Annotated in this window: 18 protein-coding genes; 11 read left to right on the top strand and 7 right to left on the bottom strand. The window is 55.9% G+C overall.

Features of this window, described 5'->3' with window-relative positions; all coding sequences use genetic code 11:
- Positions 1-33: 33 nt before the first annotated feature.
- Positions 34-783: an acetoacetyl-CoA reductase gene (phbB, locus tag AC13DJ_RS10095; protein WP_273133533.1), complete on the bottom strand. Its 750-nt coding sequence runs from the start codon at positions 781-783 to the stop codon at positions 34-36.
- 23 nt (positions 784-806) lie between these two features.
- The gene (locus AC13DJ_RS10090) at positions 807-2,174 is read right to left on the bottom strand and encodes a malonyl-CoA decarboxylase (protein WP_482934054.1); all 1,368 of its coding nucleotides are present in this window, start codon (positions 2,172-2,174) and stop codon (positions 807-809) included.
- 151 nt (positions 2,175-2,325) lie between these two features.
- On the opposite strand from AC13DJ_RS10090, the gene AC13DJ_RS10085 reads away from it, so the two are divergent.
- The 6 genes from AC13DJ_RS10085 to AC13DJ_RS10060 all read left to right on the top strand — a co-directional run bounded on the left by AC13DJ_RS10085 (position 2,326) and on the right by AC13DJ_RS10060 (position 6,626).
- On the top strand, positions 2,326-2,757 hold the full coding sequence (locus tag AC13DJ_RS10085; protein ID WP_273133530.1) for a MaoC family dehydratase: 432 nt from the start codon (positions 2,326-2,328) through the stop codon (positions 2,755-2,757).
- A gap of 16 nt (positions 2,758-2,773) precedes the next feature.
- Positions 2,774-3,319: a hydrolase gene (locus tag AC13DJ_RS10080; protein WP_482934053.1), complete on the top strand. Its 546-nt coding sequence runs from the start codon at positions 2,774-2,776 to the stop codon at positions 3,317-3,319.
- Positions 3,320-3,414: 95 nt separating this feature from the next.
- Positions 3,415-4,935 carry a PAS domain-containing sensor histidine kinase gene (locus AC13DJ_RS10075; protein ID WP_482934052.1) on the top strand — a complete coding sequence of 507 codons (1,521 nt, stop codon included), beginning with the start codon at positions 3,415-3,417 and terminating at the stop codon, positions 4,933-4,935.
- A gap of 4 nt (positions 4,936-4,939) precedes the next feature.
- Complete coding sequence (locus tag AC13DJ_RS10070) at positions 4,940-5,581, top strand: response regulator transcription factor (RefSeq protein ID WP_482934051.1); 642 nt, start codon at positions 4,940-4,942, stop codon at positions 5,579-5,581.
- Positions 5,582-5,748: 167 nt separating this feature from the next.
- Positions 5,749-6,027, top strand: coding sequence for a hypothetical protein (locus AC13DJ_RS10065; RefSeq protein ID WP_273133526.1), 279 nt, complete (start codon positions 5,749-5,751; stop codon positions 6,025-6,027).
- Complete coding sequence (locus AC13DJ_RS10060) at positions 5,943-6,626, top strand: lipid A-modifier LpxR family protein (protein WP_482934050.1); 684 nt, start codon at positions 5,943-5,945, stop codon at positions 6,624-6,626. The genes AC13DJ_RS10065 and AC13DJ_RS10060 overlap by 85 nt, the downstream gene beginning before the upstream one ends.
- 535 nt (positions 6,627-7,161) lie before the next feature.
- Here AC13DJ_RS10060 and dctP read toward each other — a convergent pair.
- The 5 genes from dctP to prpR all read right to left on the bottom strand — a co-directional run bounded on the left by dctP (position 7,162) and on the right by prpR (position 13,923).
- A complete protein-coding gene (gene dctP / locus AC13DJ_RS10055; protein ID WP_482934049.1) occupies positions 7,162-8,226 on the bottom strand; it encodes a TRAP transporter substrate-binding protein DctP in 1,065 nt (354 codons plus the stop codon).
- Between the two features lie 22 nt (positions 8,227-8,248).
- Complete coding sequence (locus AC13DJ_RS10050; protein WP_289103317.1) at positions 8,249-9,556, bottom strand: TRAP transporter large permease; 1,308 nt, start codon at positions 9,554-9,556, stop codon at positions 8,249-8,251.
- A gap of 3 nt (positions 9,557-9,559) precedes the next feature.
- Complete coding sequence (locus AC13DJ_RS10045; RefSeq protein WP_273133522.1) at positions 9,560-10,072, bottom strand: TRAP transporter small permease subunit; 513 nt, start codon at positions 10,070-10,072, stop codon at positions 9,560-9,562.
- A 52-nt stretch (positions 10,073-10,124) separates the two neighbouring features.
- Complete coding sequence (locus AC13DJ_RS10040) at positions 10,125-11,735, bottom strand: long-chain fatty acid--CoA ligase (RefSeq protein WP_273167726.1); 1,611 nt, start codon at positions 11,733-11,735, stop codon at positions 10,125-10,127.
- A gap of 223 nt (positions 11,736-11,958) precedes the next feature.
- Positions 11,959-13,923: a propionate catabolism operon regulatory protein PrpR gene (gene prpR / locus AC13DJ_RS10035; RefSeq protein ID WP_273167724.1), complete on the bottom strand. Its 1,965-nt coding sequence runs from the start codon at positions 13,921-13,923 to the stop codon at positions 11,959-11,961.
- Between the two features lie 245 nt (positions 13,924-14,168).
- On the opposite strand from prpR, the gene AC13DJ_RS10030 reads away from it, so the two are divergent.
- The 5 genes from AC13DJ_RS10030 to AC13DJ_RS10010 are packed head-to-tail and all read left to right on the top strand — an operon-like array spanning position 14,169 to position 18,349.
- Positions 14,169-15,233, top strand: a complete 1,065-nt coding sequence (locus tag AC13DJ_RS10030; RefSeq protein WP_273133519.1) for a phosphotransferase family protein — start codon at positions 14,169-14,171, stop codon at positions 15,231-15,233.
- Positions 15,230-15,616: a DUF6285 domain-containing protein gene (locus tag AC13DJ_RS10025; RefSeq protein WP_273133518.1), complete on the top strand. Its 387-nt coding sequence runs from the start codon at positions 15,230-15,232 to the stop codon at positions 15,614-15,616. Before AC13DJ_RS10030 ends, AC13DJ_RS10025 begins: the two co-directional genes overlap by 4 nt.
- Positions 15,616-16,338, top strand: a complete 723-nt coding sequence (locus AC13DJ_RS10020) for a histidine phosphatase family protein (protein WP_482934048.1) — start codon at positions 15,616-15,618, stop codon at positions 16,336-16,338. The genes AC13DJ_RS10025 and AC13DJ_RS10020 overlap by 1 nt, the downstream gene beginning before the upstream one ends.
- Positions 16,339-16,394: 56 nt before the next feature.
- Positions 16,395-17,573 (top strand): acyl-CoA dehydrogenase family protein, encoded by a 1,179-nt coding sequence (locus AC13DJ_RS10015; RefSeq protein WP_273133516.1) that lies wholly within the window; start codon positions 16,395-16,397, stop codon positions 17,571-17,573.
- A 2-nt stretch (positions 17,574-17,575) separates the two neighbouring features.
- Positions 17,576-18,349, top strand: a complete 774-nt coding sequence (locus AC13DJ_RS10010; RefSeq protein WP_482934047.1) for an SDR family NAD(P)-dependent oxidoreductase — start codon at positions 17,576-17,578, stop codon at positions 18,347-18,349.
- Positions 18,350-18,545 lie beyond the last annotated feature (196 nt).

Raw genomic sequence — 18,545 nt, 5'->3', positions numbered from 1 at the left:
TGGGTGCTCTGTACTCTGTCATGGTCTGCTCCCTTAGCTCATGTACTGGCCGCCGTTGACCGACATGTTGGTGCCGGTTACGAATCCTGCGTCATCAGCGGTCAGAAACGCGACTGCCCGGGCAATGTCTTCTGGCTGACCAAGCCTGCCAACCGGAATGCCCGCCACAATGTTGTTGAGTACATTCTCTGGTACCTGACGGACCATAGGTGTGTCGATGTACCCTGGTGAAACCGAATTAGCAGTGACTCCTTTGCGGGCGCCTTCCAGTGCGATGGACTTGGTAAATCCGTAGATGCCAGCCTTGGTTGCTGCATAGTTTGACTGTCCGAACTGGCCTTTTTCGCCGTTGAGGGAAGACACATTCACGATCCGGCCAAAGCCGCGTTCGCACATGCCTTCGAAAACCTGACGGCACATGTTGAACATGGAGTTCAGGTTGACGTTGATCACCTGATTCCATTGCTCCGGTTGCATCTTTTTTAAAGGGGCGTCGTTGGTGATTCCGGCGTTGTTGACAAGAATGTCAATTGGGCCCTGTTCCTTTTCAACGGCTTGAACAAAAGACTGGCAATGCTCGAAGTCGGTAACATCCAGAGGATAGATGACAACTTCGATACCCTCGTTGCTTAGATCGGCTTGCCATTGTTTGGCCTGAGCAGTGAAGTCTTCACCTGGCAAGTGGGTGCCGACAACAGTTCGACCCTGACTGGCCAGCGCTTTACACATGGCAGTGCCCAGACCACCGGTTGCGCCAGTTACTACAGCGATACGATTAGACATTGTGTTCTCCTTTTTCGGGTTATTTACTTCAAGAGTTTTTTGATGGCAGGCGACTGGGAAACAGTGCCTGCCGTAGTGTAGTGCTGGCTCCGGTGAACGATTTTAGGGAGCTCGTAGAGATAGTTAACCATCAGCCCTGCGGACTGTTTCAGGCCTTTTTCTGAGGTGTCTGCCATCCAGTTCAGTCGCGCTAACTGAGCACCATTGCTCAGGTGAAAATGCGCAACGGGGTCAATAGCGCGGCCGGAATCGGGCTTTGTTGACGTTAGGTAGGCCGCTGCCAGCTTTGTAAGGGCCTCCTGTTGTCCGCCGGTTGTGTCTACCAGATTGGAGCGAACCGGATCGCGGGGCGGGGGGAAGCTTAGCCATTGTTCACCTCCCGGCAGCTGTGCCAGTTCTTTTGCTGGGGTGCCGTCAAGCCAGCGGCAAAATCCTGGAATCGGTGACAAAGTGGCAAATTGTTTCAAGTGGGGGAATTCATCTCTAAGCTTTTTCACCACCTGTTTTATCAGGAAATTGCCGAAGCTTATCCCCGCCAATCCCCGCTGTGCATTGGAAATTGAATAGAAAATCGCAGTATCGGCCGCATCGATATCCTGTATCGGAGCATTTTCGTCCAGAAGTTTCTGAACATTGCCTGCCAGCCCGTTAACCAGCGCAACTTCAACGAATATCAGGGGCTCTTCCGGCATGTTGGGGTGAATGAAGGCAAAGCATCGCCGATCCGAATCGAGCCGGTTCTTGAGGTCATTCCAGCTCTGGATGGCGTGAACTGCCTCATAGGCAATGAGTTTTTCAAGCATTGCTGCGCTGGAGTTCCAGCTGATTTCTTCAAGCTGGAGAAGCCCTACATCAAACCAGGTGGCCAGGAGGTTGCGAAGGTCCGTCTCCAGTGGTTTCAGGGCAGGGTAATCCTTGCAAAAAGTGAGCAGCTCATCTCGCATGTCGACCAGAAACTTGACGCCTGAAGGAACGCCATTGAATTGTTTGAGCAAAGCCGTGCGGCTCGGTTCTAATGCTTTGCGTAGGGCCTGTGCTGCTAAGGTTTTCTGTCCGGAGTCAGCGCTCTGCCACTGCCTGATGGCGTTTTCGACGCTGCTTTCGTTCACCCCGTACTGCTCGGCGAGCAATCCCAGAAAACGTATCTTCCCTGCTCTTGATAGCTTCAGGTAGGCGCGCCCAAGCATTGCCGCCCGGTTTCGAGCCTCAACTTGACCGCCATTTTCTGAAAGGCAGTTGTCTATCCACTCCTGGACGATCGAAGCCTCGGCATCTGGAAGGTCTGCAGCAATGTTCATGATGTCGGCACCGCGCCGGCCAACGGATTCCAGCCCACCGGGAACCAGTTTCTTGAATGCGCGTTCGAAAATGCTTACGGGTTGGCTCTGCATACCCTTTCCTCTCTTGTACAAAAAGCAGTGTTGTCTTTGTTGTTGAAAGAAGGCTATCAGAGCATTCTCAAAAAACCAAGTAAAAATACTTGGTTTGTTGGTGGTAAACCATTATCGTTGTAGGTGCATGGATCAAATAGAGGAAAACACGATGCAAGAGCTACACGGTTACTATCTGGAAGACCTAAAAGTTGGAATGGAAGCGTTCTACGCGAAGACGATTACTGAAGCAGATGTCGTGCTCTTCGCCGGTATCAGTGGTGATGACAATCCTGTGCATATCAACGTGGAGTACGCCAAAACCACACCGTTCAAGGAGCGTATTGTTCATGGCATGTTCAGCGCGGCCCTGATCTCGGCTGTTCTGGGAACGCGTCTGCCAGGGCCTGGTGCCATCTATATTGATCAGCAGATCAAGTTCAAGGCACCAGTGCACATCGGAGACACGGTCGTGGCTTCCGCCAAAGTCGTCGAGATCAATGAAGAGCGTCGTCGGGTAAAACTCGAAACGGTATGCAAGGTGGGTGACAAAGTGGTTGCTGAGGGTTTTGCCACCAATATGGTCGACCGCCGTCCGGCTTAAGAACAGGAGGTGTCAAATGATGATGGATAAAGAGCGCGCCATTGTTGCGGTCATTGATGTTCAGGCTCGCTTATTGGCGGGTGTTCACGAGAATGAGCAGCTTGTTCGGAACTGCAGTTGGCTGGTCAGGTTGGCGAGTCTGATGGGGGTCCCCGTGATTGGCTCTGAGCAATATCCTGACGGCGTGGGGCATACCGAGGAAAGCCTGCGGGAACTGGTTGGCGTCGACAATATTTACGGCAAAACGTTCTTTTCCTGTATCGACGACCCTGAGTTTGAAAAGGCGTTTCAGGATCATGGTCGCAAGCAGGTTGTGCTGTGCGGAATGGAATCTCAGGCTTGCGTTATGCAGTCTGTGCTGAGGTTGTTGGAGAAAGGCCTGGACGTGTTTGTCGTGGCTGACGCCATCTCCGCCCGAAACCCCTTCGATACCGACATCGCCTTGCGCCGGATGGAGCAGGCCGGAGCCAGAATAGTCACCAGAGAGATGGTCGGCTTTGAATGGCTGCGACGGTCTGACGCTCCGGAATTCAAGACGTTCAGCAAAGAGTTCCTTAGGTAGAGGGTTCGGGGCTCTGCGGCCGTATGGCCACGGGCCCCGGAGATCGTCAGAATAGGCTCCTGTGAGGCAACCACGGCTGGGAGAACCTGCTGAAAATGAAAACTCGAACGCCGGAAGAAGGGCTTACGGCCCTGACAGATGATGCTGAGCGCAATCGGCTCCTGGCCGAGATGGCAGAACAGTCTACGGATATGATTTCTCGGCATACCCCGGAGGATTGGCGGTTTATCTATGTTTCTCCGGCCGTCACCCACTTGCTGGGCTATAGTGTTGAAGAGATTGTCGGCATGTCTGCTTATGATCTCTACCACCCTGATGATGTGGAAGATTTCAGGTTGCGGGCGCCTACGGTGAATTATGATCGGGGCCTGTATACGCATACCTATCGTTTTCGCTGCAAGGATGGCCACTACACTTGGCTGGAAAGCACCAGTCGTACCATCCGTGACCCGCAGACAAACGAGATTAGTGAAATTCTGGTGGTTTCGCGGGATGCTACCCATCGAATCAAAGCCGATAAGGCAAACCGGCGCCTTGCCCGTGTTCTGGAGAGTACCCAAGATCTTGTGATCTTTCTGAACCTGGACCTTACCGTTTCTCACCTAAATGAAGTCGCTAGAATGGCGCTGCAGTTGGAGCAAACTGACTACAGTTCGTTTCCGTTGTCCTGGTTTGTTACCGAAAAGGGGCATGCTCAGTTGATGGATGAGGGTATTCCCGCAGCCCGGCGTTCCGGAAACTGGCGCGGTGAGCTGGATATGCGGAGTCTCAAAGGTCGTCGTATCCCTGTCATGCTGGAACTGTTGGCGCACCGCTCGCTTCATGGCGATATTGAGTACTTTTCTCTGGTGGCTCATGACCTCACAGAGAAGAAGGCGGCAGAGGAGCAGCTTAAGCAATACCAGGCGGATATCGACCATGCCAGCCGACTGGTGACAATGGGGGAACTGGCTTCGAGTCTGGCCCATGAACTGAACCAGCCCTTGTCGGCTGTGGTTAATTACTTGCGTGGGGTTGAACGGCGCTTTGCCGGTCAGGAAAGGATCACCTGGAGCGACCTGGAGCTTCCGATCAGCCGAAGCATACGCACGGCACTCAGGGCTGGTGAAATTATTCATCGGATGATGGACTTTACTCGTAAGCAAGAGCCCGTCATCTCTGACCTTGATCTCTCGGAATTGATACAAGAGATGGTGGACTTCTGTGAGTCGACTGCGGAGCGGCATCATGTGCGTGTAGTTTGTCAGGTGCCGGCGGGGTTACCGTTGGTTCGTGGTGACCGTGTCCAACTGGAGCAGGTTTTGTTGAACTTGATTGTTAATGCAATCGAAGCTAGCGCCTATGATTGTGAAGAGCCCTTTGCGACAGTGAGAGTTAAGGCAGACGATCAAGTGCCGGGGCACGTATGCGTGAGGGTTGAGGATCAGGGCGGTGGGATTTCGGAAGCCGACCTGCCGCGCCTTTTTGATCGTTTCTTCTCAACAAAGCAATCTGGCCTTGGAATGGGGCTGGCCATAAGCCGTACATTGGTAGAGAATCTTGGTGGCGAGTTATGGGCTGAAAATTTGCCTGAACGGGGCGCCCGCTTTTCTTTCACCTTAGATACTGCTGACTGACACTATGACTGCGAACACCGACTCTCAAACAGTATTTGTCATTGACGACGACGCTGATGTAAGAGATTCCTTGAAATGGTTGCTTGAGTCCGTCGGGTTGAAGGTTCGGGCGTTTGAAAATGCCCTGGAATTTTTTGACCAAGCTGATGTGAACCAAAGCGGGTGCATCGTAATGGATGTCCGTATGCCTGGGCTCAGTGGGATTAATGCCCAGAAGAAGCTGCCGGAGCACAACATTGAGTTGCCCGTTATCATGATCTCAGCCCACGGAAATGTGGACATGGCGGTAACTGCGCTCACGCAGGGAGCCCTGACCTTTATCGAGAAGCCCTTCGATGACCAGGTGCTGATTGATCATGTGCACAATGCCCTTGAGAAAGATCGAGTACGCCGATTCTGGCAGGATTCGCAGATACGCATGCGTGAGCACTATGAGAGCCTAACCCGAAGGGAGCGTCAGGTTCTGGAGCTCATTGTGAAGGGGCTTTCTAACCAGGAGGCCGCAGACGAGTTGCAAATCAACCGGAAAACCGTTGAAGGCCATCGTGCCAATATGATGGCAAAGATGCAGGTAGATTCGTTTGCGGAGTTGGTTCAGGTGGCAATTGCTTTGGGGTTGCTTCCGGGTTTTAACGCGACGGGATAACCCCGAGCCAGGTTGCAGCCGGTTGCCCTGAGGCTCTCTATCTGCAAGGTCAGTCGACAAAAAAAACCAAAATCAAGTATAAACCCTCAAATATTAAAAACAAACCAGGTATTTGTATTTGGTTATTCTGTGTGCTTTGATTCCTGAATAACAAATAGGAGTCGCACATGAATTCTGCACGCTTGGCAAAAGGCACGCTCACCAGTACACATTGGGGTACTTATCGGGTCCATACTGACAACGGGGTTGTAACCGCCATCAACAGTTTCGAAAAGGATCCTGACCCCTCCCCAATTGGACAGGGGATTGTCGATGTGCTCGATGGCCCGTTAAGAATTAAAAAGCCAATGGTACGTAAAGGTTGGCTGGAAAAGGGGCCGACATTCCCTATGCCGGCCACCTGTCGCTCAGCGGCACACTCTGGAGCTGGAACGCCGATACGATGACCGGCTTTGGTGCTCACATCGGTGTTTTTGGGCCTGAGAGTGGTGCCGAGTCGGTTCAGAAATGGGTGCACAAAGCCACTGGAAGCGACAAGCCGCAAGGGTGGGGGAATCAGCTTGGAACCGACGTGGTAGGTGGCATTCAGGCTGCGCATGGCCGAAAACTGTTGCAAGCCGGGCAGGGCGGCAACATTGAACAGCGTGTGTCGGTTATTGGGTCCGCGCTACTGTCGAGTTTTCGAACCTCCGTCAAAACCGGGTTGGTCTGGCAGCTTGGCAGACATCTTCCTATGAATTTTGTGCCGGACTACGCTGGCACCTCTTCAACCATCGCTTTGCCGGGTTCGTTTAACGATTCAGGCAGTAGCTGGTCCGTGTATGTAGGGCTGGGCGTTGAGTATCTAGGCTACTCCTACATCGACGACAACGCGGGGGCTTACCGCTTCGACGAAGGGCCGTTGATCGGTCAGCTCGGCCTGGGTGCTACCTGGCAGTGGGATCACCTGCTGGCCTCTGTCACACTGCGTGCCACGACTAGCGAAGACGAGCGTCATAAAGACAACTTCAGCTTTGGGACGTTGTCAGTCTCTTGGGCAATATAGAACTGTCGGTTTTGACCGTTGCTTACGGGATGTGGTGGCGGCTTGTTCTCGCTGTTAAACAAAAGCGAACACTCGAGACAGGGCTTTGCTTCAGGTGCTGTTGGCGCCCAAATGCGCATAGCCATGAGGGAATCAGTGAGTCCTACATTTGCACTAGTACGTCGATTTCAGATAGCGACTACATCATGTTCTTACCGGGTTCGCTGCTATTCACTCCTCCGGAAAGGGCGCATCGGATGACAAAAGGTGGTTTCTAGCCAGCCTTGCTTGCATGTGCCTGGATCGGAAAGCTTGAAAAGCTGACGAACCAAAAATGGACTTTTCTGTTAAGAATTAGTGGACGGGTGTGGACACTTTCATTGGCTCACATGCTCAAGAAATTGTTGCTGAGCCTGAATGTCCTCTTTGCGATCTGCCGGGCAGGGTGGGTTCAAGGCGACGTAAGTGTTGGAGCAATTTTATTTTCTGAATTCTGTTGTAGTTTTATGGGCAGCGCCCGCATGTACTGCCAGAGCCGCCCGGTTCGCTGGTAGACTCAGACCTTGCCAGTGAGCTTCATGAAATCCCTGAGAATGCTTCCAACCCGGCCGGAATACTCAGGATCTCTCTTGGAGATTTCGTCGATCACCTCCAGAGATTTCGAGCGAATCATTGCCACGGAGTCCTTGTTCATCTGAACGATTTCTCCCTTATGTTTGGTCTGGAAGTCCTGCATGCGTTGCAGATCCCTAATCATGAACATGCCGGCGGCCTCAAGGTGAGTGGCGAGAACTGCATCCTCGATCACCTTTTTGAAATCTGTCCCGAGATTCTTCCACGCTCTCAGAGAGACGAAGACTTCACTGTTCTGATGAGAGGCTAGGTTGGGTTGAATGATGTATTTGTTCACTTCCTGCAGGTTCATGCCCCATCCTGCGGAGACACCGCCCCAGTGTGCGCCATCCACTACGCCGGTTTGTAGGGCCTGATACAGTTCCCCGCCACTAATAGAAACGGGCGCTGCTCCCATCTTCTCGAAGACCTGAGCTGATGTGCCGTTGGAGCGAACCTTGAACCCCTCAAAGTCTTTTGGGGATTCTAGACGTTTGTTGCTGTACAGAGCGGTACCGCCATTCGAGATGGGGCCTACTTGGTAAACTCCACGCGTTGCGTAGGCCTCTCGAATAACCTTCAGGGCTCCCATGTCGTGCAGGAAAAACTGCATTTCCTCGATCGAATCCCAGGTTCCGAAGTTTCCGGTCAGATGGCCGGCAACGGGAATGTCGCCTACCCAGTACGCCGGGTAAATGAGGGCGCCGTCGAGCGTGCCGCGGCGGACACCCCGCAGAACGTCTCCCGTCGAGACGATGGAGTTGGGTTGGTGGGTTTCAATCTCAAGTTCGCCATTTGTCGCTTCCTGGATGCGGCGAGCAAGTCCGTTGAAAATCGGGTCGTAATACCAGTTTCCGGTTGGCCAATGCGTCTGGAATTTCCATTTGATTTTCTTGTTGGGCGATGCAATCACGGCCGGGGCCGAAAGGCCTGCGGCGGCAACAGTCACGGCGGCAGCCGAACCTTTGGTGAGAAACGCGCGGCGATTTATTGTCTTTGTATTTTTCATATCACTCTCTTTCGCTGTGTAGTCAGGATTTAGTGAGTAGTCTTACGCCGTCCGTCAGGATGGACGGAAACGCAAGGAGGAAAACACCGAACAGAATCATCAGGACGACATAGGGAAACACACTTCTGTAGAGGTCCAGAATCGAGGTTTGAGGGCTCAGGGTCTTGAGGTAAAAAATGTTGTAGCCGAATGGCGGCGATATGTAGCCAACGCAGAGGTTGAGCTGGAAGATCACCGCGAACCAGATGGGATCGAACCCCAGCTGTGTGACCACGGGCATGAAGATGGGCATCACCAGCAGAATGATGCCAATGGGGTCCAGAAACATGCCAAGAATGAATCCGGCCACTTGCATGATGAGAATGAGCAGCCAGGGGGAGATGTCGAGAGACAGCAGGAATGACTGAATAAAGTCGATGCCGTTGGCGGCGGAATACACTGACACAAATGCACTGGCGCCAAAGATGATCCACAGGACCATACCGCTCATGGTGGCGGTGGAGTAGCTGACCTCTTTCAGAAAGTCCCAGTTAAGCTCGCCCCTTATGGCAATCGCGATCAGCACGGCGGCCGCGCCAACAGCGGCCGCTTCGGTTGGCGTTGCGATGCCCAGAAAGATGGAGAGCAACACGACGGAAATAATGCCGACAGGGAGAATCACCGCCCGAAGAGAGTGGATCTTTTCGGCCAGTGGAACACTTTCGGTGGCCGCCGGGGCCTTTTCGGGCTGCAGGTTCGCTTTGATGATGACGTACGCTAGGATCACCGCCAGCATGCCCAGCCCGGCGATCAGGCCGCCCATAAAGAGCTTGCCGATTGACAGCCCGGTACTCATACCAATGACGATCAGGGTAATGGAGGGAGGAATCAGGATGCCGAGGGTGCCCGCTGCGCCGATGGTACCGAGCACGAATTTTTTATCGTAGCCATGCTTATCCATGGCCGGCATGCCTACCATGCCGGTGGTCAGGGTCGAGGCGGCACAACTGCCGGTCATCGCTGACAGGAGCGAGGCGAATCCTGTGGTGCCGACCAGAAGCCCGCCGTTCACCTTGCCCGACCAGAGATGGAAGGCGAGATAAAGGTCTGACGCTATCTTCGATTTGCCCAGTGAGATCCCCATCATCACAAACAGAGGGATGGCCGCCAGTGAAATTGACCACATGCTGGCGAAGGTTGCAGACAGGATGGGAAACAGACCGTTCAGACCGTTCATGATCACCACGAAGATGACCGCAACCGACCCCAGCGCGAACGCCAGTGATACGCCTGCCAGGATGAAAACGAGCAGCAGTCCGAACATCCCAGCGGTTAGTAGTTCAGGTGACATGGCTTACCCTTCAGTTTTTTGCTTTTGTTTTGGTTTTATGAACTCAAGGCTTGATGCGATGATGCCGCTTAGCCCCTGCAGGAGAATCAGGGCGCTCCCGACAAAGAGTGCAAGATGGACAGGCCACATGGGGTGGCGCAGGGCGCTGTCGTCTACCTCATTGAAATCCCAGGCGTCCATGAAATAGAACCAGGCCTCGTAGGTGAGCGCCAGGGTCCAGGTCACCAGAGCCACGTAGTTGAGGGTGTCGGCAAAGGCATTCCAGCGGGGGGACCGGGTGTTTAGCAGAATGTCGACCCGAACGTGCCCGCCTTTGATCAGGGTATAGGCACCGATCAGGATGAAGTAGCCCGCAAAAATGCGCTGGGTGTAGCCCGGAGCCCACACCGACGGAGCGTTGAAGGCATACCTCGCGATAACCTCATAGATGACGATGGCCATGCCAATGAACACGGCAAAGCTGCAGAGCTTCCCGATAGCCAGATTGAATGATTCAATGATTCTGAGAGGGTTCATGGCGTTCTCTGTTGTTGTGTTGAGATCACGACCGCACCACGATCAGCGGGCGTTAGGCCCACTGATACCGGGTAAAGTTCTCCCGAAGGGTCTTTTTGCTCACTTTCCCCGTGGCGGTATGGGGCAGGGTTTCCACAAACTCGCAGGCATTGGGGATCCACCACTTGGGTACCTTGCCGTCCAGGTAGTGCAGGAGCTCTGCCGGTTCCAGGGTGGGATAATGCTCATCGGGGACCACCACGAGCAGTGGGCGCTCACTCCAGTGCTGGTGGGCAACGCCAATCACCACGGCTTCGCGGACCCCGGGGTGAGACATAATGACATTTTCGATTTCGATTGAACTGATCCATTCACCGCCGGACTTGATCACGTCCTTAACCCGGTCGGTAATGCGCATGTAGCCGGAAGGGTCGATCGTGGCGACATCCCCGGTATTGAACCAGTCGTGTTCCTGAGGTTTGCCATAGTAAGTGCTGCAAGCCCACGGACCACGAATCTCAAGAACCCCGGTTGTTTCTCCATCATGAGGCAGGCTGTTTCCATCTTCATCCACAATGCGCATCTGAATGCCGAACAAAGGGCGGCCGGATTTCAGGCGCTGGTCGTCTCGGACAGCCTCCTCAAGCTGGTCGTGGCCCGGCAGATAGCGGTTGTAGCTACCGATGGGGCTGAGTTCCGTCATGCCCCAGCCGTTCTCCAGCCGGACACCGTGCTGGTCCATATCGTGGTAGAGCTGGAGCGCGCCTGCAGCACCCCCGATAACCCCTCTGGACAAGCTCGGAATGCGGGTGCCCGACGTGTTCAGGTACTGATTGATGCCATTCCAGAGCGTTGGCACGCCGAGTGAAAACGTCACCTGCTCACAATTGATGAGGTCGGTCATGGCCGAGGCATCGGCCACGTGGGGGCCGGGGAGCACCAGAGCCGCACCAGCCATGGGCGCGCTATAGGGCATACACCAGGCGTTGACATGAAACATGGGCACCAAGGGCATGACAACGTCTTCAGACGTGAGCCCGATGTGACTGGCCATGTTCTGGGACATGCACTGTAAGACGATGCTTCGGTGGCTGCCGAGGACGCCTTTGGGATCGCCAGTGGTCCCAGAGGTGTAGCATAGGTTGCTGGCCCGGTTTTCGTCCAGATCGGGCCAGTCGTACGTGTCTTGTTCCCGGCTGAGCAAGCTCTCATAAGCCAGCAGGTTCGGAAGCGAACTTTTTGGCAGCTCGCTGGCCGGGCAAAGAGCAATCCAGTGCCTGACGGTTGGCAGATGCGGCTGAAGCGATTCCATCATGGGAATGAATTCAGGGTCGATGAACAGAGCTTCATCCTGGGCATCGTTGATGATGAAACGCACCTGTTCCGGAAACAGTTTTGGGTTGACCGTGTGGCAGATCCGGCCAGTGCAGGGAATGGCATAGTGCAATTCGAAATGCCGGTGGTCGTTCCAGGCCAGGGTGCCAACTCGGGCCTCTGAGCTCAGAGCCAGTCGGTCCAGGGCATGAGCCAGCCGGGCGACCCGTTCGAACGCCTCCAGGTAGGTCAGTCTGGAAAAACCGCCATCGGCCCGGCGGGAAACGAGTTTGGTATCTGCGGCAACCGTTGCTGCATGGGACATTATGCTTTTGATGTTCAGGGGAACATCCATCATCAAGCCTTTCAAGGCAGGCCTCCGGGTATTATTTCTTGTTGTATCGGTTGGTGCGAGCGTCTGCACTGGGTGCTCAAGGTGTTGGTACTGACGACATCAGCAGAATGCATGCCAATTCTGGCGCTGACCGGTTGCTGCAGCGCCTGGCGTGGTGGGAGGGCGTTTCGTGGTGACTGGGAAAACGGAAGCGGCGTTTCATAATTGAAACTGCCGTTTCAGTTTTTGGTCGGGCGTTTCAGGTTTGAGCCTGGCCCTGGGCGCGACGCAGTCGGCGCCAAAGGGTTGAGCGGCTGATCCCCAGAGCTTTGGCGGTTTTGTTCATGTCGCCGTTGTTGGCATCCAACGTCTCACGAATGAGCGAAACCTCGGCGGCCTTGCCGACGCTGTGCAGATTCTCCGTAGGCGTATGAGCTGCGGGTTGTTGACGGGCCTCTGCAGGGAAAAGCTCGGGAAACAGGGTGTGCAGGGGCTGGGGATTGTCCGGAAAACGGCTGAACAGGAAGGCCCGCTCGATTATGTTTTCCAGTTCGCGAATGTTGCCGTTCCACGGGTGGTTCAGTAACTGCGGCATCAGCGTGTTCAGCACCTCGTTTATGCCCTGTTCCTGGCGGGCATCGCCCTGAGCGAGGTTGCTGGCAATCAGATGGCTGAGCAACGCAATGTCGGAGCTCCTCTGGCGCAGCGAGGGTACCGGGATGTTCAGCACGTTAAGCCGATAGAACAGGTCTTCCCGGAACTGGTTACGGGCAATCTGTTGTTGCAGGTTACGGTGAGTGGCGGCGATAACGCGGATGTTGATCGGTGTGGGTTCTGAAGCGCCCAGCCTCAAGACCTGGCGCTCCTGCAAGACGCGCAGAAGGCGGGTTTGAAGGTGGATAGGCATGTCCCCGATTTCATCGAGGAAGATAGTGCCATTGTGAGCGGCTTCAAAAAGCCCGGGTTTGCCGCCTTTGCGACTGCCGGTAAAGGCGCCGTCGTCGTAACCAAACAGTTCGCTTTCCAGCAGCGTTTCTGGAAACGCCGCGCAGTTGATCGCCACAAACGGCATCGGCTGTCGTTCACTGGCGTTGTGAATGCTCTGTGCGAACAGTTCTTTCCCGGTGCCGCTTTCTCCGGTGATCAGCACAGTTGAATCGGAATGCGCATACAGTTTTGCCAGCTGCACAGCGTTCTGGAAGGTGGTGTCTTTGCCCGCCAGTTGCTCGAAGTCGTACTTGGCGATGAAATGTCTGGGGCGGCTCTGGGCGCGCAACCGGCGCTCGGTGCGTTGGATTTCACGGATTTCCTGGCAGGTCAGAATGGCTCCGTCTATCTGGCCGTTCTCCATAATGGGCAGAACCGAAATTGCCAGGCGTTGGCTGCCGACCGTGCTCAAGTGGCTTTCGATGGCGGTTCCCGACGTTAACACCCCATTGAGATCAATGTCGGGAAAATGCGTTTTGGCCTGATCGCCGATGGCAATGGACCGGAGCGGGTGCAGCAGTGTGTTCATGCTGTCGTTGACAGAGAACACCTTACCGGATGCATCCAGGGCAACCACGCCTTCGTTCATATGTTTGAGCACCGCGTGAATGCGGCGGTGGTTGTGGGCTTCTTCGGCCCGGCTGTGGCAAATGGCGAGTGCGTCGTCGAGCGTCAGACGAACGGCATTGGCGTTGATGGCAAACACGCCTTCTGCCCCGGCGGCTTCGGCAAGATCAACCACGGTGGGCGAGCCAATGATGACGCGAATGCCCTGATCCACAAAGTCCCGGACTTTTTCCCGGGCGTCTTGCAGCGAGGTATAGACGGCCTGGGAAATCTCGACGGTAAACAGCCCTGACATTTCCTCAAGCTCTTTCAGTGTCCGCTGGTGCGTGAGAATGCCAGCCTTGGTGCCTCGTTCTTTCGCCACATTCAGCGCCCGGATCAGGTCGTACTCACCCATTCTGAAGGACAGAATGGTGGTGGTGATGTGCTTGCGTAGAAACTCGGCGGAGGCGCCTGAGCAAATCAGAATGTCTGCGCCTTGTGTCTGTTCCAGGGCCTTGGCGGTGGACAGCAGTTTTTCGACCGAGGTCTCGACAATCTGAATATCCGCCTGCCGTTCATACCGGGGCAGGATTTCGTTCAGTGTTCGGGTCAGCTTGCTGGGTTGTCCGTCGAATGTCAGGTGGCTGATCAGCACCGCGATGCGGGGTTTGAGGGGTTCAGGAGCCATGTTGGGTTCTTATTTGATTGAAAGGTATGCCCTCATACTAACCGCAATCCATTCAGTTCAGAAGTGAAATGAAATGTTTCATTGTTGAGAGATAGGGCGAGGCGTTGTTTTCTTGATGAAATGGGGTTTTCTTCAACTGATTGATATTACATAATTTATTTTTCTGAAATTTGTTGGCCCGCCGTTTGCTTTTGGTGCTGAGGAATCACGCTTTGTGAAATCACAGCAGCAAAAGAGAGCGTTTCATGAATGTTGCACTGAGAGAATCAGATTCGCAGTCCCCTCTCGACGGTGACTGCTGGGGGTGGCAGAAAAAGCTGGAGAGCTATCTGACCCGCGTTATGCCGGGCAGTAACGTCGCGATTGTTGGTATGCAGCGGCTGTCCGGAGGTGCCATCCAGGAAAACTGGCTGCTGGACGTGCACATCGTTGGAGGCGAAAAGGCTGGAAAGCATCGGTGGGTATTGCGGACCGACGCCGAGTCTGCCGTTGACGTTAGTATGTCCCGCGCCCATGAGTTCGCCGTGCTGACAACCGTTCACGAAGCCGGGGTTGAAGTGCCCACCCCGTTCTGGCTCTGCACAGACCTCGGCGTGATTGGCCGGGAGTTTTTCGTGATGCAGGCGGTGGGTGGAACCGCCGCAGGCCACCGGCTGGTCAAAGACGACGTCCTGGTGCCCGACCGCCCCGCGCTTTGTCGCGATCTTGGCAGAAACCTTGCCCGGCTGCATGCCATCAAGCCACCGAGCCACACCCTCGACTTTTTGCCTGTCCCTGTGGCAGACCCCGCACAGGAACTGATCACGCAGTACCTGGGCTTTCTGGATGCGTTGCCCTGGAGTTTCCCTACCATTGAATGGGGGCTGCGCTGGCTTCAGCACAACAAATCGGCACCTGCAGAGGCGTGCCTCATTCATCGGGACTTTCGCACCGGAAACTACATGGTCGATCAGGGCAGAGTGTCTGGAATTCTCGACTGGGAGTTCACCGCCTGGGGAGACTGGCGTGAGGACCTTGGCTGGCTGACGGCTCGGTGCTGGCGCTTCGGGAAAAACGAGAATTTGGCGGGGGGTGTTGGCGCTTTGCGAGATGTAATGGCCGGGTATGCCGATATCTGCCCGCGAACGCTATCTGAGGATGAGCTTCGTTACTGGCAAGTTATGGCGCATGTTCGCTGGGCCATCATCGCGGTGCAACAAACGGAGCGACATTTGTCCGGGCAGCAGCATTCTCTGGAACTTGCGCTCACCGGGCGGCTGCTGCCAGAACTGGAAAACAACATTCTGCAATTGATGGGAGGGCGGGCATGAACCATCCAGACGCATCGGAGCTGCTGTCGGCGGCTCGTGAAACGTTGATGAAAGAGGTGTTTCCGTCTGTTCCGGAAAACCTGCACTACGAGATCCGGATGATTGCCAGCGCGATGGGGATTGCTGCCCGGGAGGCAGAGCAGCGCGAGGCGGCCACTCAAGAAGAGATATCGCTTTGCTCAAGGCTGTTGCCGGAGACGGTCGTTGTGGGAACAACGTCACAGGACGAGGCGCGCCGGGCACTGGCCCGTGCCATCCGGGCCGGGCAGTTTGATCAGGAAACACAGGGTTCGGCCTTACATGAGGCGTTGCAACAGATGGTTCTGAGCGCACTGAGGATCAGCAACCCAAGGCTGGCCAACACAAGCGCGGGGGAGGCCTGATGTCTGTCTCACTGCATCCTGCAGGCGGGCCGGTGCGCCGGCGTGTCTACCTCGTTCGGCACGGACATGTGAACTATTTTGACGAAGCCGGGCGCCCTCTGGACCCGAGGTCTGTGTCGCTGTCCGCTTCCGGAGAAGCTCAGGTGGCTGCGCTTGCAGACCTGCTCCAGGGCGAAACCTTCGACAGAGCCGTCAGCTCCGATTACCCCAGAGCGAGGCAGACGCTTGGCATGATCGTGTCGGGTGCGTCGGTGCGAAGGGAACTCGAAACCGCTCAAGAGCTTCGGGAGATCCGGGCAGGGCGGCTCAGTGAGTTGCCCCAGGAAGCCTACGAGGCCGAAGTGTCCGGTGCGTATCACTGGGCTCAGAACCCGGGCGCGGGGTTTCTGAGAGGGGAGCGCTGGGAAGACTTCAGCCGCCGGATTCTTGACTGGTTTCAGGCACTGCTTGCCGACCCGGACTGGCAGACCGCTGTGATTGCCAGCCACGATGCGGTCAACCGGGTTGTGATGTCCTGGCTGGTGGGCGGTGACTTCTCGTCACTGCCCTACCTGGAGCAAGACCCGGCCTGCGTGAACATTGTCGACATTGACCATGCCCCGGGCCGCCTTCCGGTGACGGCTTATCTCCGGCTGGTTAATTACACCCCATACAACCCGATGAAGACGGGAGCAAGGCAGACCGTGATGGAACGCATTACCGAGTCCATGTTGAAGATGTGATGGGCTGGCGATCCGCCGAAAGAACGTCATTTACCACCCTTGATCAGGAAGATGCTATGAACATTGAAGTCAGTGAGGATATTCAGAACATGCAGGCCCAGGTACGGGCCTTCATCCGCGATGAAATCGTGCCGATGGAGTCTGATCCAAGGCAGACCGGGCATGGCCCGACAGAGGAACTGCGCGATGTGCTGGTGGAAAAGGCGCGTCAGAGAGGCTTGCTGACGCCTCATGCGTCTCTCGAAATGGGAGGCGCGGGGTTGTCCCATGTGGCCAAAGCCGTGATTTTCGAGGAAGCGGGGTACTCGCACCTTGGGCCAACGGCCATGAACATCCACGCTCCGGATGAAGGCAACATCCACCTGATGGATGTGGTTGCCTCTGAGGAGCAGAAAGAGCGTTGGCTCCGCCCCCTGGTTGAGGGAAAAATCCGCTCCTGTTTCGCCATGACCGAACCGTCCCCGGGCGCCGGCTCGGACCCCTCCATGCTGAAGACAACCGCGGTCCGGGACGGAGACGACTATGTGATCAATGGCGAAAAATGGTTCATCACCGGAGCCGAAGGGGCCAGCTTTGCCATCATCATGGCCCGGACGGAAGACGGCCACGCCACCATGTTCCTCACCGATACCGACCGCCCCGGGTTCATCGTGGAGCGGTTGATGGATGTGATGGATTCCTGCTTTACCGGGGGCCATGGTGTTGTCCGGTTTGAGGACTTGAGAGTGCCAGCGAAAGATATCCTGGGTGAGCCCGGTAAAGGGTTCCGGTATGCCCAGGTTCGGCTTGCGCCCGCCCGGCTGACCCATTGCATGCGCTGGCTTGGGGCGGCGCAGCGCGCCCATGACGAAGCCTGCCAGTACGCCCGAACACGGGAATCTTTCGGCAAGCCCCTGGGTGAGCATCAGGGAGTCGGGTTCATGCTGGCAGACAACGAGATGGACATCCTGACAACCCGGCTGGCGATCATGCACTGTGCTCAGGTTCTGGACCGTGGCGAGCGAGCCAACCAGGAATCCAGTATGGCCAAGGTCATCAGTTCTGAAGCCATCTGGCGAGTGATCGACCGAAGTGTCCAGATCCTTGGCGGCCAGGGCGTGTCGGGAGAGAACGTTGTGGAACGCATCTTCAAAGATGCCCGCGGGTTCCGGATATACGATGGTCCGAACGAGGTTCACCGGATGAGCCTGGCCCGGAAAATCCTTGCCCGTGAAACCGAAAAACCTAAGAGGTAAGCATGGCCGATAACACGGATCTTTTCAGTCTGGCCGGTAAACGTGTGCTGGTAACCGGAGCCTCAAGCGGCCTTGGCCGCCATTTCGCCAAAACCCTGGCGAGGGCGGGCGCCCAGGTGATTGTCGGGGCTCGCCGGGTTGACCGCCTGGAGGGCCTGGTGGCCGACCTTAATCGGAATGGCAGTAATGCGGTGGCCATGGCTCTGGATGTTACCTCCAGAGCCTCGGTGATTGCCTGCTTGGATGACATCTGCCGCCGGTTCGGTGGGCTTGATGTGGTGGTGAACAACGCCGGGGTAAGCGATACCAAAGGCGTGCTGGAGTACACCGATGAAGACTGGGATGCGATTGTGCAGACCAACCTCACTGGGGCCTGGATGGTGGCCCAGGAGAGCGCCCGCCGCATGGCCGAGCACGGTGGTGGCAGCATCGTGAACGTTACCTCCATACTGGCGACCCGCTTGGCCGGAGCAGTCGGGCCCTACTGCGCGGCCAAAGCCGGCCTGGCACACCTAACCCGCTCCATGGCGCTGGAACTGGCCCGGCACCGGGTGCGGGTGAATTCGCTGGCCCCGGGGTATGTGATGACTGAGATTAATCAGGCGTTTCTCCAAAGCGACGCCGGCGAACGGCTGAAACGCCGGATACCGGCTCGCGAGTTCTGTCAGTTGGACGACCTGGACGGCGCACTGCTGCTCCTGGCCTCCGACGCAGGGCGGGCGATGACGGGCTCGGAGATTGTGGTTGACAACGGCCATGCATGCTCGGGGTTGTGATGGAGGATGTTTGAAAGGATTGATCGTGCTTGAGGCCCGCATTGCGGGCATTTTCTTTTGTGCGCCAGGCATGGCGCGTAGCGCCTTGACGGGCGCTGTTCCGGTACAGGTGGTGCTGGCCGGATGACTTGGGGGTGTAAGTCCCCTGTGGGCCCGGTAAGGGGAACCACTAGCCGGACGGCAAGGGTGTCCACCG

The organism is Marinobacter sp. L-46 (assembly GCF_056859535.1).
The sequence above is the reverse complement of the archived record's forward strand: the minus strand, read 5'-3'. Positions and strand labels throughout refer to the sequence as shown.